This is a genomic window from Hymenobacter sp. YC55 (assembly GCF_029433095.1).
GTDB lineage: Bacteria > Bacteroidota > Bacteroidia > Cytophagales > Hymenobacteraceae > Hymenobacter.
The window spans coordinates 2,086,606-2,099,779 of sequence record NZ_JARNTX010000001.1 but is presented as its reverse complement, the minus strand read 5'-3'; the positions used below and the strand labels follow the sequence as shown (position 1 = coordinate 2,099,779).

At 53.0% G+C, this 13,174-nt stretch carries 12 protein-coding genes and 1 pseudogene; 4 read left to right on the top strand and 9 right to left on the bottom strand.

The annotated features are described in order from the left end of the window. Window positions 1-110 precede the first annotated feature (110 nt). The gene (locus P1X16_RS08970) at window positions 111-752 is read left to right on the top strand and encodes an NUDIX hydrolase (protein WP_277227660.1); all 642 of its coding nucleotides are present in this window, start codon (window positions 111-113) and stop codon (window positions 750-752) included. 25 nt (window positions 753-777) lie between these two features. Here P1X16_RS08970 and P1X16_RS08965 read toward each other — a convergent pair whose 3' ends face one another. Beyond that, window positions 778-1,200, bottom strand: coding sequence for a BLUF domain-containing protein (locus P1X16_RS08965; RefSeq protein WP_277227657.1), 423 nt, complete (start codon window positions 1,198-1,200; stop codon window positions 778-780). Window positions 1,201-1,444: 244 nt separating this feature from the next. Here P1X16_RS08965 and P1X16_RS08960 point away from each other — a divergent pair, with 244 nt between their 5' ends. Continuing rightward, a complete protein-coding gene (locus P1X16_RS08960) occupies window positions 1,445-1,909 on the top strand; it encodes a hypothetical protein (RefSeq protein WP_277227654.1) in 465 nt (154 codons plus the stop codon). Window positions 1,910-1,980: 71 nt separating this feature from the next. Here the strand turns inward: P1X16_RS08960 and P1X16_RS08955 are convergent, their stop codons facing one another. Together P1X16_RS08955 and holA are read right to left on the bottom strand one after the other, a co-directional pair. Next, window positions 1,981-2,229, bottom strand: a complete 249-nt coding sequence (locus tag P1X16_RS08955; protein WP_277227652.1) for a hypothetical protein — start codon at window positions 2,227-2,229, stop codon at window positions 1,981-1,983. 498 nt (window positions 2,230-2,727) lie between these two features. Next, window positions 2,728-3,804, bottom strand: a complete 1,077-nt coding sequence (gene holA, locus P1X16_RS08950) for a DNA polymerase III subunit delta (RefSeq protein ID WP_277227650.1) — start codon at window positions 3,802-3,804, stop codon at window positions 2,728-2,730. A gap of 234 nt (window positions 3,805-4,038) precedes the next feature. On the opposite strand from holA, the gene tyrS reads away from it, so the two are divergent. Then, window positions 4,039-5,313: a tyrosine--tRNA ligase gene (gene tyrS, locus P1X16_RS08945; protein ID WP_277227647.1), complete on the top strand. Its 1,275-nt coding sequence runs from the start codon at window positions 4,039-4,041 to the stop codon at window positions 5,311-5,313. A gap of 203 nt (window positions 5,314-5,516) precedes the next feature. Here tyrS and P1X16_RS31320 read toward each other — a convergent pair. Continuing rightward, window positions 5,517-5,687: pseudogene (locus P1X16_RS31320) on the bottom strand (histone H1); the annotation flags it as partial. 240 nt (window positions 5,688-5,927) lie between these two features. After that, on the bottom strand, window positions 5,928-7,178 hold the full coding sequence (locus tag P1X16_RS08935; RefSeq protein WP_277227641.1) for an aminotransferase class I/II-fold pyridoxal phosphate-dependent enzyme: 1,251 nt from the start codon (window positions 7,176-7,178) through the stop codon (window positions 5,928-5,930). 266 nt (window positions 7,179-7,444) lie between these two features. Here P1X16_RS08935 and accC point away from each other — a divergent pair, with 266 nt between their 5' ends. Next, the gene (accC, locus tag P1X16_RS08930) at window positions 7,445-8,953 is read left to right on the top strand and encodes an acetyl-CoA carboxylase biotin carboxylase subunit (protein WP_277227638.1); all 1,509 of its coding nucleotides are present in this window, start codon (window positions 7,445-7,447) and stop codon (window positions 8,951-8,953) included. 80 nt (window positions 8,954-9,033) lie between these two features. Here accC and bshB1 read toward each other — a convergent pair whose 3' ends face one another. The 4 genes from bshB1 to P1X16_RS08910 form a co-directional block, all read right to left on the bottom strand. Further along, window positions 9,034-9,753: a bacillithiol biosynthesis deacetylase BshB1 gene (gene bshB1 / locus P1X16_RS08925; RefSeq protein ID WP_277227634.1), complete on the bottom strand. Its 720-nt coding sequence runs from the start codon at window positions 9,751-9,753 to the stop codon at window positions 9,034-9,036. Between the two features lie 101 nt (window positions 9,754-9,854). Further along, on the bottom strand, window positions 9,855-10,979 hold the full coding sequence (locus P1X16_RS08920; protein WP_277227631.1) for a M23 family metallopeptidase: 1,125 nt from the start codon (window positions 10,977-10,979) through the stop codon (window positions 9,855-9,857). Between the two features lie 126 nt (window positions 10,980-11,105). Next, a complete protein-coding gene (gene trxB / locus P1X16_RS08915) occupies window positions 11,106-12,053 on the bottom strand; it encodes a thioredoxin-disulfide reductase (protein ID WP_277227628.1) in 948 nt (315 codons plus the stop codon). A gap of 233 nt (window positions 12,054-12,286) precedes the next feature. Beyond that, window positions 12,287-13,150, bottom strand: coding sequence for a sigma-70 family RNA polymerase sigma factor (locus P1X16_RS08910; protein WP_022823752.1), 864 nt, complete (start codon window positions 13,148-13,150; stop codon window positions 12,287-12,289). Window positions 13,151-13,174: the final 24 nt, after the last annotated feature.

Sequence of the window (13,174 nt, the reverse complement as noted above, 5' to 3'; positions counted from 1 at the left end):
TGAACACTCAAAAACGACAGTATTTTGTCTGTACGTCGCCAAGATAGAAAGTTACCCCTACCAAACCTGCCAGCTTCTAACTTGCGGCCTTGCTCCTAACTAGCCAGCCCATGACTGCTACAACACTTCTCCACCATGCTCAACGCCTGCAAGCCCTGGCGCAAGCGGGCCTCGCCTACACGCAAAACGCCTACGACGTCGAACGGTACGAAGAGATTCGCGCTATCAGCGTGCAGCTACTGCAGGAACTGTCTGCCAATGACGAGCCACTAGAGAAGCTCACGCGGCTGTTTGCTTCCGAAACCGGTTACCAGACGCCTAAAGTGGATGTGCGGGCCGTACTGTTTCGGGGCACCGAGGAAATCTTGCTGGTGCAGGAAAAGGTGGACGCCAACAATTGGTCGTTGCCGGGTGGCTGGGCCGACGTGGGCTATACGCCCTTTGAAGTAGCCGTAAAGGAAGCCCACGAAGAAACGGGCTACCACGTACTGGCCCGTCGCCTGCTGGCGTTATTCGACAAAAAGAACCATCCACACCCGCCCCAGCCCTGGTACGTGTACAAGGCATTTGTGCTCTGCGAAATCACGGGTGGCACACTACTCACCGAAACTCCCGAAACTGCGGGCGGGAGTTGGTTTCGGGAAGAAGAAATTGCTGGCTTATCCTTATCTGTTGATCGGGTAACGGCGTCGCAGCTCACTACACTGTTTCAGTTTGCCCGTCAGCCAGAACTGCCTACCCTGTGTGATTAAGGGAAATCCGGCCTAGCAAGTCCACTTACTTTTCTGGTGGAAGCATATACTGGTGCATCAGCTTCAACAGCATCACATCGGCAGCGCTCAGGCCTTGCGGGGCCGGATTCAAGGTGGCTGGCGGCTGATACCCCTCAACCTCTGCAAATGCATCGGCTTCAACCGGCTGAAACGCCATAGCCCATTCAGCAAAGCTGCGCGCACTAATCGGCTTGTCAGCTAACTTGAAAATACTTGTGTGACGAGAATCTTGCTCAATTTTGCTGTACAGCGCATGTACGGCATCCACTTCTCCTTCTAAGAGTTGCATGAATTGCCCCTCATGATAAAGCAGCACACCTGTAACCCCATACTGTTCGTTGCGCGAACGAGCCTTGGCAAGTAAATCCTGTAGTTCAGTATCAGAAAACGGATAAGTGGCAGTGCTGCTATAGATGAGGTGATGCATATCAAGAAGAAACTAGACAACTACTTGTTTGTCGAACTACCTACGTCAGCTATAAACCTGAACTACAACTGAGGAGTTCCGCTGCACAAAGCGGGCACACGTTCGGCCAAACAATGATTTACCTAAGTTCTTCTCTACGTCGGAATAGGGCGTAAGGATAAAATAACGGCTTTATAGAAGAATACACCAACCATAGAACGCTATTACTAGTAGCCCAAGCGAGAAGGTTAACCAACAGTGACGGATGATTATTTTCGAGAATGCAGCAGGCAGTTTGAGCGAAAACAAAACAGGTAACTACCTCCGTCTTGACTGGCAAGACGGTTACCCATCCGATGAAAGTATTAAGGGGCTGTTGGAAGAGGTGCTACTAGCCTTGCAGCATCGGCAATGGCGTAAGATACTATTTCACCAAAACGGCCGGGGCACCCTGAGCGTCGCTATATCCGCATGGGTGTCAATAGACTGGCTTCCGCGCGCTGTGCAGGCTGGCTATTTCTACGGAGCTATTATCCTCTCCCGCGACATGTTCACTAGGCTGGATACAACTGCTGTCGGCAACGAATACAGCCTACGCCAGCCTCTACCGATCTATGAGTATTTCGAACAAGAAGGTGAAGCCGTAACGTGGCTCTTGGCGGCGCAAATCCCCGAACGTGCACTAAAACAGCAAAAGCTAAAGCGGCATACCAAGAAAGATAAATCTTAGCACACTAGTAGAGGCCAACAAATGGTTAGTTGGCTTCCATTACCCATGAGTTACTTACAACACAGAGTGTACTAGAAATTTCCCGCTGAATTAGAGGGAAGGTAGCTATAAGCAGCCTGAATCAAAGCTGCGGCTCCCACTTCAGGACGCTGCACCAAAAGCTGTTGACAGCCTATTTGCAGGCGCAAAATCTGAACAGGCGTTAAATGAGAGTTCTGCTCGTAATGCGCTTCTACTAGCTGCGACAGTAAAACGGCAGCCGTAGAGAATTTTTCTTCGTGCAAGGCGGCACGGAATGCTACTTCGGTCTCGGTCATCATATGGTTTTACCGAGGCTTTTGCAATAAACATACCAGATCATTTATCGCGAGCAACCAACCTTGCTTGTTTGATACGCTATAGCCGTATCAAAGCGCTGTATGCAGGTGCTAGCTGAAGCTGTACTATTTCAGCAACAAGCACACAGCATAACCTACAGCTTAAGCTGCCAATCCCAACTGGGGCATCTGCGGACTCGCAACAGTAGAAACCCCGGTCTTGGTAAGCAGTAGGGCCAGTGCTACAAGTGGAAGCGATGATGCTTGGATTGCAACTGGAGCGAGGCTAGAAATAGGTTGGATTAACTGCATAATAGTAGATGCTATAGTTTGGCATCACAAACATAAATGCGATAAAAGCCTATAAAAAGGTAATGTTCGCTTTAGCTGTGACTAGTATAAATCGGATATTTTTTAGGCTTCAACTGCACGCGTTTTTCGTCGCTGACACTCAATAAATTGCAACAATCTACTAGTCAACACCTTGTATTGATAGTTAATTTACCCTCCTATCACAGCTTGTAGCGGCACAGGATGCAATATTAGCCATACAAGCTCCCGCATAATCTCCCCGTCCGTCATCGAACCACTGTCAATACCTTTGCTTTGCGCGTCGGCGCGGCGGATGAGGTGCACAATAGCACGGGTCCGCTCGAAGGGAAATACCTTGAGGCCGGTCTGGTAATCCTTGCGGGCAAAGGCGCTACGCAAATTCAAACGGTTCCAATCGGCTTCGGTGGGATTAGGCAGTTGGTGCAACGCTAGTAGCCGCGAGAAATAGTTGAAGAGCAGCGTTAGATTCGGGATGAGCGGATTGGCCTTCGGGTTAGCTTCGAAATAAAGTAAGATGCGGTTGGCCTTCAGCACGTCGCGGCGGATAAGGGCGCTTTGCAGTTCGAAGATGTTGTACTCCTTGCTAATGCCCACCATACGCTGCACCAAGTCCTCGTCGATAGGCTGGTTGGGCGCTAGGTTAAGCACCATCTTGTCGACCTCATTGGTCAGGCGCCCAAGCTCCGCTCCTATATATTCGGAGAGCATAGCCGTAGCCTGCGGCGTGATGTTGCGCTGCTTGCTACGGACGTAGCCCGTGAGCCAGCCCGCCACTTGGTTGTCGTAGAGCTTTTTGCTGGTCATGAGTACCGTGCCGGCCGGGCTAGGCTCCTTCTTGTCGCCTGTGAGCAACTTGCCTAGCTTCTTGCGCGCGTCCAGCACTTTGTGCTTGTAGCAAAACACCAGCACAGTGCTTTGCAGAGGATTTTTCAGGTATGCCTCCAAAAACGGCCACGATTTTTCGGCCTCCAAATCCACTATAGCCTGCGCCTCTTTTACTAGCACCACCGACCGTTCGGCCATCATGGGGAAGCGCTTGGCTTGCCCCAAGATGGTGGCTACATCGGCATCCTTGCCGTAGAGTACCACTTGGTTGAACCCTTTCTCGTGCTCCTGCAACACGCTTTTTTCTAGCATGTCGGCTACCAAGTCAATGAAATAAGGCTCCTCGCCTTGCAGGAAATAAACGGGCGCAAACTGCCGCTGCTGGAGTTGCTTGAGGACCTCGTCGGCGGAAAGAGTCAATTGAAGCAGGAAGTAAGATGAAGCAATTAAGAACTAGAGTGTGCGCTACTACTAATTCTTCGACCACAAAGGTACGGCCTGCCTCTTACCTTTGCGGACTGCTTAACGAGAATTGAGTGGCGCGCCGAACAATCCTGGTCTGGTCGGTGCTGCCACCCTCTTCTTTCATCTTAGTTCCTACTTCTTAATACCGAACTGACGTTGGATTTACTTTCCGAACTCCGCTGGCGTGGAATGCTCCACGATGCCATGCCCGGCACCGCCGAACACTTAACGGCCCAACAGCCCGTTTCGGGCTATATCGGCTTCGACCCCACTGGCGTGTCGCTGCACATTGGCAGCTTGGCTACTATTATGTTGCTGGTGCACTTGCAGCGGGCTGGGCATCGGCCGGTAGCCCTGGTAGGTGGCGCTACTGGTATGATTGGCGACCCAACGGGCAAATCAGCCGAGCGGAATCTGCTGGACGAGGATACGCTGCGGCGCAATCAAGAGGGCATCAAGGCGCAACTCGAGAAGTTTCTGGACTTCACGCCCGGACCCACGGCGGCGGTGGTCGTCAACAACTACGACTGGTTCAAGAAGTTCAACTTCCTAGAGTTTCTGCGCGAGGTAGGTAAGCATATCACCGTAAACTATATGATGGCCAAAGACTCGGTGAAGCGGCGCTTAGGTACCGATGCCGATGGCACCGAGCAGCGCGCCGACGGCCTCTCGTTCACCGAGTTTAGCTACCAACTGCTACAGGGCTACGACTTCCTCCACCTCTACCGCACCCTCAACTGCACGCTGCAAATGGGCGGCTCCGATCAGTGGGGCAACATCACCACCGGCACCGAACTGATTCGGCGCTTGGCTGGCAGTGAAGCGCGTGCCTACGCCCTTACGACGCCGCTCATCACCAAGGCCGACGGCTCGAAATTTGGTAAGACAGAAGGTGGCAACGTGTGGCTCGACCCTACCATGACCTCGCCGTATCAGTTCTACCAGTTTTTCCTTAACGCCACCGACGCCGACGTTCCGCGCCTGATTCGAGTATTCACGCTGCTTTCGCAGCAAGAAATCGAGGCCTTGGAAGCCGAACATGCACAAGCTCCGCATTTACGGACGCTTCAGAAGGCGCTAGCCAAAGACGTGACGATTCGGGTGCACTCCGAGGAAGCCTACGAAGCGGCACTGGCTGCTTCACAAGTATTGTTTGGCGGTGGCGATCTGAGTAGCCTCGACGAGCAGACCTTGCTAGATGTGTTTGCTGGTGTACCACAGGCAGAAATACCTCGTACTTCGCTTACGAATCTAAACGTGGTAACGCTGCTCAGTGAAACCTCTAATTCTGTTATCTTCCCTTCAAAAGGTGAAGCAAAAAGAATGATTCAAGGCGGCGGCGTGATCTTGAACCGCGTGAAGGTTACCGTTGACCAACTAGCTTCCGATATTCCACTTTTGCTAGACAAGTATTATGTCGCTCAGAAAGGGAGGCGGAATTATTTCCTAATTAAGCTAGTATAGCTCAACAGCAGCAGCTGTCATAAAAAAGGCCCTGCCGGTATTCGGCAGGGCCTTTTGCGTTACAAACGCTACGCAGGACGCAGCATTCGTTTAGCTTAAACTTACTTCTTCTTAGCTGGAGCGGCTTTCTTGGCAGCAGCAGGAGCAGCAGCCTTCTTAGCAGCGGGAGCAGCCTTAGCATCAGCAGCCGGAGCGGCAGCAGCGCTGTTCTTGGCGTTCTGTACTTCCGTACGGATGCTCTGCGCTAGGTTCTTTAGTTCCTGCATGCCCTTCCGAACGCGCGTACCAGCGGCAGAGTTTTTCTTGTCATAGAATTTCTCGAAGTCGCTTTCCAGGCCCAGTACGAGGTCCTTGAGTTGGCTAAAATTGCTCATGTTTGATGGGGTTGAGAGGAATGAAACAATGGGTTTGTTGGGGCCTAATATACAGGGATTTCAAATACAAGCAACAGCTCAACTTTTTTTTCAAAACGGCCTAGGCCGCTTGAGAGGCACATTTTTGCGCTCGTTAGTTATATTCTAACTTCTCCTACACCTCTCACCATACCACTATAGTACAATAAAAAGAGGCCGGAACCCTTGCGGATTTCCGGCCTCTAACGATTTTAGCAATTACTATGCTTGAAGCCCTTCTGGCACCTCTGCTTTGGAATACAGACCTTTGTTGAGCTTTTCTGCCACCATTTCGAAGGCCTTGATAGTTTGCGCCACATCATCGAGCGTGTGAACTGCCGTTGGGATCAGACGCAGCATAATCACGCCTTTTGGCACCACCGGATAAACCACGATAGAGCAGAAAATACCGTAATTCTCGCGTAAATCGAAGGTTATTTGGGTAGCATCAGGGATTTGGCCTTGCAGCAACACTGGCGTTACCGGCGACTGGGTGGTGCCGATATTGAAGCCTTTCTCGCGCAAACCGCTTTGCAAGGCCCGTACTACGGTCCAGAGGTTGTCTTTCAACTCCGGACGAGTCCGTAGTAGCTCCAAACGCTTGATTGCGCCCACTACAAGCGGCATAGGCAAGCTTTTGGCGAAAATCTGGCTACGCATATTATAGCGCAAATATTCAATTACGTTCTCAGGGCCTGCTACGAAGGCTCCAATGCTTGCCATAGACTTCGCAAACGTCGAAAAATAAAGGTCTATGCCGTCTTGCACGCCCTGTTCTTCGCCTGTTCCGGCCCCTGTAGTGCCCATTGTACCGAAGCCGTGGGCATCGTCAACAAACAAACGGAACTCGTATTTCTGCTTTAGCTCGATGACACCGCGCAGGTCGCCCTGGTTGCCCGACATGCCAAACACCCCCTCCGTAATAACGAGAATGCCACCACCGGTTTCGTCGGTGATGCGCTTGGCCCGCTGGAGTTGCTTTTCCAAGCTGGCCATATCGTTGTGTGGGTACACAAACCGCTTGCCTTGGTGCAGGCGTACCCCATCAATGATGCAAGCGTGCGACTCGGCGTCGTACACAATCACGTCGTGGCGGTTCACCATGGCGTCGATGATGCTTACTACGCCCTGGTAGCCAAAATTGAGGAGCATGCAGTCGGGCTTCTGGACGAAGTCGGCCAACTCGCTTTCCAACTGCTCGTGCAGGTTGGAGTTACCAGACATCATGCGGGCTCCCATCGGCAGGGCCATACCGTAATCGGCAGCCCCATCGGCATCAGCTTTGCGCACTTCTGGGTGGTTAGCCAACCCTAAGTAGTTGTTCAGGCTCCAGGTAAGTACCTCCTTGCCGCGAAAAATCATGCGGGGCTTGATTTCGCCTTCCAGTTTGGGAAAAGTAAAATAGCCGTGCGCGTAATGCGAGTGGCTGCCCAGGGGGCCGCGGTTCGCGGCAATCTTTTCGAAAAGATCCACGAGGGAACAGGTTAAAAGTGAAAAAGAAAACGAAAAGTTAAGATTGCACTTAACCCTCGGATAATGTACAAAGTTATGGCAATCTGGTAAAACTAGCCCTCTGAAGAATGGCTTTCAACCCGTATTCCTCTTCTATTAATCAACTTAGACGTTTTACGGAGCCACCGGAAAGGCGTTTCTTTGAACGATAAACGGCTCTGCTTACAATAGCGTCTACTTATTGAAGCACTTCGTGCTTTTTCTTTTCTGCCTCTCCCACCTCTCTCATGACAAAAATCACCAAGCTGCTCGTTGCCAACCGGGGCGAAATAGCGTTGCGCGTGTTGCGCTCAGCCCGTGAAATGGGCATCCAAACGGTAGCCATTTACTCTGAAGCCGACCGCAACGCTCTGCACGTACGCTACGCCGATGAAGCCGTATGCGTGGGTCCTCCCGCTTCGGCCCAAAGCTATTTGCGCGGCGACAAGATACTGGAAGTATGCCGGCAACTAGGCGTTGACGCCATTCACCCGGGCTATGGCTTCTTAAGCGAAAATGCGGAGTTTGCTCGCATGGTCACCGAGGCCGGTCTGATATTCGTGGGGCCTTCGCCCGAGGCTATGAACATTATGGGCGACAAGCTGTCGGCCAAACAGGCGGTGAAAGCCTACAACATCCCCCTGGTGCCCGGCACCGACGAAGCCATTAGCGACGTGGAGGAAGCCAAACGCATAGCTTCAGAAGTTGGCTTCCCTATCTTGATTAAGGCCTCAGCTGGCGGCGGCGGCAAGGGCATGCGCATCGTGAACAGCGCCACCGAATTTGAGGAGCAGATGCAGCTGGCGGTATCAGAAGCGACGTCGGCGTTTGGCGACGGTTCGGTGTTCATAGAGAAGTTCGTGACCGGTCCCCGCCATATTGAAATCCAAGTACTCGGCGACGAGCACGGCAACATTGTGCATCTATTCGAGCGGGAGTGCAGCATTCAGCGCCGCCACCAGAAAGTTATTGAGGAAGCGCCTTCTTCGGTGCTCACGCCCGAATTGCGCGCCGCTATGGGCAAGTGCGCCGTCGATGTGGCCCGTGCCTGCGACTACACCGGCGCCGGCACGGTAGAATTCTTGCTGGATGAGAACAAGAACTTCTACTTCCTGGAGATGAACACCCGCCTCCAAGTAGAGCACCCCGTTACGGAACAGATTACGGGCCTCGACTTGGTGAAAGAGCAAATTAAAGTGGCACAGGGCGAGCCGCTGCGCTTCTCGCAAGATGACCTCACTATTACCGGCCACGCCCTAGAGTTGCGCGTGTACGCCGAGGACCCGCAGAACAACTTCCTGCCCGATATCGGCACGCTCACCACCTATGTGCGCCCTCAAGGCCCCGGCGTCCGCGTCGACGATGGTTTCGAGCAAGGCATGGAAATTCCGATCTACTATGACCCCATGATTGCCAAGCTGGTTACGTTTGGCAAAGACCGTGAGGAAGCTATAGCCCGCATGCTTCGCGCCATTGCCGAGTATCAAATTACCGGCATCGAAACTACCCTGGCTTTTGGTCGCTACGTGCTCGAACATCCAGCTTTCGTAAGCGGTAACTTCGACACCAACTTTATCCGCGACCATTTCCCGGCTGACGCCCTCAAGCCAGCCCAACCAGACGAAGACATAGCGAAAGTAGCCGCTGTGCTCGGGGCGATGCTCATGACCAACAAGAAACCGGCAGTGGTAGCTTCCCCGGATGCGCCGGCTGCTACCGGCTCGGCGTGGAAGCGGAACCGGTTAGGCGTGCGGTAGGGAAACCTGCGACAAAAGAAAAGCCCGGCTGCGTTAGCCGGGCTTTTCTTTTGTTTTTAGTGTTATTAACACCAAAATCATCAAATAAAATCGGTGACTTGTCGCACGCCCAAGGTCCGCTCACGGGTAAATCCTTCGCCAAACTCCACCCCTATTAAGTGGCCAAATTCGCGGGCACGCGCCTCCATAAATCTGCCAAATTCTTGGCTTGATAGATAAGTAGCCGGCTCAGTGCTGTTGGGGTTAAAGAACTGTGTTTGGTAGGCCTGAATCGACTCCCACTTCTTGTCCCAATGCGCTGTGATATCCACCACGAAATCGGCTGGAATCTGCCGGTCCTGGATGTAGTGGTATACATGCTTAGGCCGCCAAGGAGCCTGAGGCTGGCCGTCGTGGTCTAGCGTCTCTATCATGCGCAAGCCAGCTAGAAAGCACGATTCCGAAACCAATTGCGAACTGCGGCCGTGGTCGGGGTGCCGGTCGTGGATGGCGTTGCAGAGCACTACGTCAGGCTGGTACCGGCGGATGGCCGCAATGACCGGCAGTTGGTGTTCCCGGTCGTTGCGGAAAAAGCCATCGGCCAAGCCCAGGTTTTCGCGGCTACTCAAGCCTAAAACGAGGCTGGCCGCCTCGGCTTCTTGCGCCCGAATGGCCGGGGTACCACGCGTGCCCAACTCACCACGCGTTAGATCGACTACTCCCACCTTCTTACCTGCCGCCACGGCGGTTGCCAGCGTGCCCGAAGCCGACATTTCCACGTCGTCAGGATGCGCTCCAATGGCCAAGATATCTAGTTTCATGTGCTCGAATTAGTAAAAGGCGGAATAAGAGAATGGTTGGCGGCTCATCAACACAACGTGTTTTGAACGACCAACCATTCTCTTATTCCGCCACAAAGCTACTATTTAACTCGCAACGAGCGGCCGATACGCAGAACGGCTGTGCCCCCGTTTAGCCGCCGGAGCTGCGCCTGAGACACGCCATATTTATCGGCAATTTCAGACAATGTATCCCCGCTACGGACCTTGTGCGTAACTACTCGCCTCGCGGCTGTGGGGCGGCCCCGGCTGCTACTGCCCGACGAGGCGCCCGGTACACTACCACCGCGGTATTTCAGGGACTTGCTGTAATAGCTGAACAGCGCCGACGTAATTTGAAAATTGTCTTTGATAAGCCGATAATCTGGAAAGTCGTACATCCGCTCCGGATCAATCGGGTTGCCTTCGTAGCGAACCTCGAAGTGCAAGTGCGAACCAGTGCTGCGGCCCGTGCTACCGCCGTAACCAATCAACTGACCGGCTTTCACAAACGTGCCTGGGGCTACAAGTGCCTTCTGTAGGTGCCCATACAGCGTCTCGATTCCGTTGTAGTGGCGTACCAGCAAGTAGTTACCATAGCCAGAGCCGTCCCACTTGCTTATGCGCACTACGCCGTCAAAAGCGGCTTTCACCGAGTCGCCTGTTTCTAGGTCCAGGTCCACACCATAGTGCCACCTATAGCCGCGAAATCCAAAGTCCGACGTCATAGGCGTTTTTACGAGCGGCATTTTGGCGTAGCGCTGCTTTTCGGGCTCCGTCAGTTTTAGGTTCAAGGTGTCGCGGATGCGGCGACCATCCACCCGATAGGGGTTGATGTTGTGCGTGTCCCAAATAGCATAGTAGCCGGCTACCTGAATCCAGGACGAGTCTATTTTCACTTCCTCTTTCACTTCCACGATGCGCTGCTCACCCTCGTTCAACGATGAGGTATCCTCGCTGACAATGGAAAGCTTTTTGGCTGGGTTAAAGAAGATGGACTTGGCCGCGTCGGAAGCATCGTCGGGCAATTCCTCGGTTTCAATCAGGATGGTCGTGTCGGGGCGTACGTACTTGATGGTAGGCGACTTGAGGCGAAAAAAGTCGCTCCGCTTGGTAGGGGCACCCGCTTTAGCTTTCGGGTTGGGCACCGGACGACGCTGGGCCTGCAAGTGGCCGGGCAAGCCAAGAAACAGCCCGATCAATAGCAGTGGCAGCAACCAGTGTTTCAAAAAATTCAGCAAGAGCAAAAAGATGAGATGGTGAAATAGAGAGTCGGTGAAACAGAGAAATGGTGAGTGTGCAGTTCTAGTTGCGCACAGAACGTCACTCACCACTTCTCTATTTTCCTACTTCACTTAATGGTCGCCGAGAGCGGCCAGATAACGCTCCGCATCCAAGGCAGCCATGCAGCCCGAACCGGCCGCCGTAATGGCTTGGCGGTAGGTGTAATCTTGTACGTCGCCGCAGGCAAACACGCCATCCACATTGGTTTTAGCGGTGCCAGGCAGCGTTTTCAAGTAGCCTTGCTCGTCGTGGTGCAAATAGGGCTGAAATATTTTGGAATTAGGCTCGTGGCCGATAGCCACGAAGAATCCTTCTACATTCAGGTCGCGCGTTTCATGCGTTAGCGTATTTTTTACGCGGGCACCTACTACGCCGTGCTCCCCTAAGATTTCTTCGGTAACGGTATTCCATAACACCTCAATCTTGGGATTGTCGATGACGCGCTTCTGCATGATCTTAGAGGCCCGCATCTCCCCTTTCCGTACAATCATGTACACCTTGCTGCACAAGTTGGCCAGATACGTGGCTTCTTCAGCCGCAGTGTCGCCGGCACCAACAATGGCAACATCCTTGCCCCGGTAGAAGAACCCGTCGCAGACGGCGCAGGCGGAAACACCCATTCCATTGAGGCGCATTTCGGAAGGCAAGCCCAGCCACTTAGCGGAAGCACCAGTGGCAATAATCACGGTGTCAGCCGTAAGCTCCACCTTCTCGTCAATTGTCACTTTATGAGGATGACCCGAGAAGTCTACAGCCGTAGCAATGCCATAGCGAATATCGGTGCCGAAACGGGTAGACTGCTTTCTCAGGTCTTCCATCATTTCGGGGCCCATCACGCCGTCCGGGTAACCAGGAAAGTTTTCAACGTCGTTGGTAATAGTAAGCTGGCCGCCAGGCTGCAAACCCTGATACATTACGGGCGCTAGGTTGGCGCGGGCAGCATATATAGCAGCTGTATAGCCCGCCGGGCCCGAGCCGATAATCAGACACTTTATGTGTTCTGGGGTGTTATTCTCCATGAGAGTGAAGTGGCGCACGCTTATGCTTGCGCCGTAAGATGATGAGTTTGGCTAGCAAAGGTAAGTGACTAGAAGAAAGTGGCACTCTGCCCTGTCGAGCAGTTGCCGCTCCATCCTATAACACATCGAGCTAACACTAAATTTCACGCCGACCACGAAGCATAATCCGCTTCGTTTCGCAACAAAAAACCCCAACTCTAGGGCCGGGGTTTTTGGTCGGTGGGGTAAAATTTTTACCCCAGGTATGGCTTCAGCGCTTTGGAACGCGAAGTATGACGCAAACGACGGATTGCTTTTTCTTTGATCTGACGAACCCGCTCGCGGGTGAGGTTAAACTTCTCGCCAATTTCTTCCAGCGTGAGCGAATGCTCGCCGTTAAGGCCGAAATAGAGCGTAATTACGTCGGCTTCGCGCTTCGTGAGCGTGCTGAGTGCGCGCTGCACTTCCTTGCGAAGCGAGTCGTTCATTAGACCCGTGTCCGGCGACTCTTCGTCCTCGTTTTCGAGTACGTCGAGCAGACGGTTTTCCTCGCCTTGCACGAATGGAGCATCAACGGATACGTGACGACCCGAAATTTTCAGGGTGTCCACTACTTCCGAAGTAGTCAGTTCCAGTACTTCGGCAATTTCTTCGGGCGAGGGCTCCCGCTCGAATTTCTGCTCTAGCTCCGAAAACGACTTGCTGATCTTGTTGAGCGAACCTACCCGGTTCAACGGCAGACGCACAATGCGCGACTGCTCGGCCAAAGCCTGAAGGATCGACTGACGAATCCACCAAACGGCGTAAGAAATAAATTTAAATCCGCGGGTCTCGTCGAAACGCTTCGCAGCTTTGATCAAGCCAAGGTTCCCCTCGTTAATCAAGTCGCCCAGCGACAAACCCTGATTCTGATATTGCTTAGCTACCGATACCACGAAACGCAGGTTGGCTTTAGTAAGCTTTTCCAGCGCTTGCTGGTCACCTTCCTTGATGCGTTGCGCCAGCGTCACCTCCTCGTCGGGAGTGAGCAGATCCACTTTACCAATTTCCTGGAGATATTTATCCAGCGACTGGCTTTCGCGATTGGTAATCTGCTTGCTGATTTTTAACTGTCTCATTGCGGGCGCGAGAAGTATGTATTT

What these genes read in the sequence shown, in the direction of transcription:
- P1X16_RS08970 (WP_277227660.1), top strand. Translation starts at nt 111, where the DNA reads ATGACTGCTACAACACTTCTCCACCATGCTCAACGCCTGCAAGCCCTG.
- P1X16_RS08965 (WP_277227657.1), bottom strand. Translation starts at nt 1,200, where the DNA reads ATGCATCACCTCATCTATAGCAGCACTGCCACTTATCCGTTTTCTGAT.
- P1X16_RS08960 (WP_277227654.1), top strand. Translation starts at nt 1,445, where the DNA reads ATGATTATTTTCGAGAATGCAGCAGGCAGTTTGAGCGAAAACAAAACA.
- P1X16_RS08955 (WP_277227652.1), bottom strand. Translation starts at nt 2,229, where the DNA reads ATGATGACCGAGACCGAAGTAGCATTCCGTGCCGCCTTGCACGAAGAA.
- tyrS (WP_277227647.1), top strand. Translation starts at nt 4,039, where the DNA reads ATGCTCCACGATGCCATGCCCGGCACCGCCGAACACTTAACGGCCCAA.
- accC (WP_277227638.1), top strand. Translation starts at nt 7,445, where the DNA reads ATGACAAAAATCACCAAGCTGCTCGTTGCCAACCGGGGCGAAATAGCG.
- bshB1 (WP_277227634.1), bottom strand. Translation starts at nt 9,753, where the DNA reads ATGAAACTAGATATCTTGGCCATTGGAGCGCATCCTGACGACGTGGAA.
- trxB (WP_277227628.1), bottom strand. Translation starts at nt 12,053, where the DNA reads ATGGAGAATAACACCCCAGAACACATAAAGTGTCTGATTATCGGCTCG.
- P1X16_RS08910 (WP_022823752.1), bottom strand. Translation starts at nt 13,150, where the DNA reads ATGAGACAGTTAAAAATCAGCAAGCAGATTACCAATCGCGAAAGCCAG.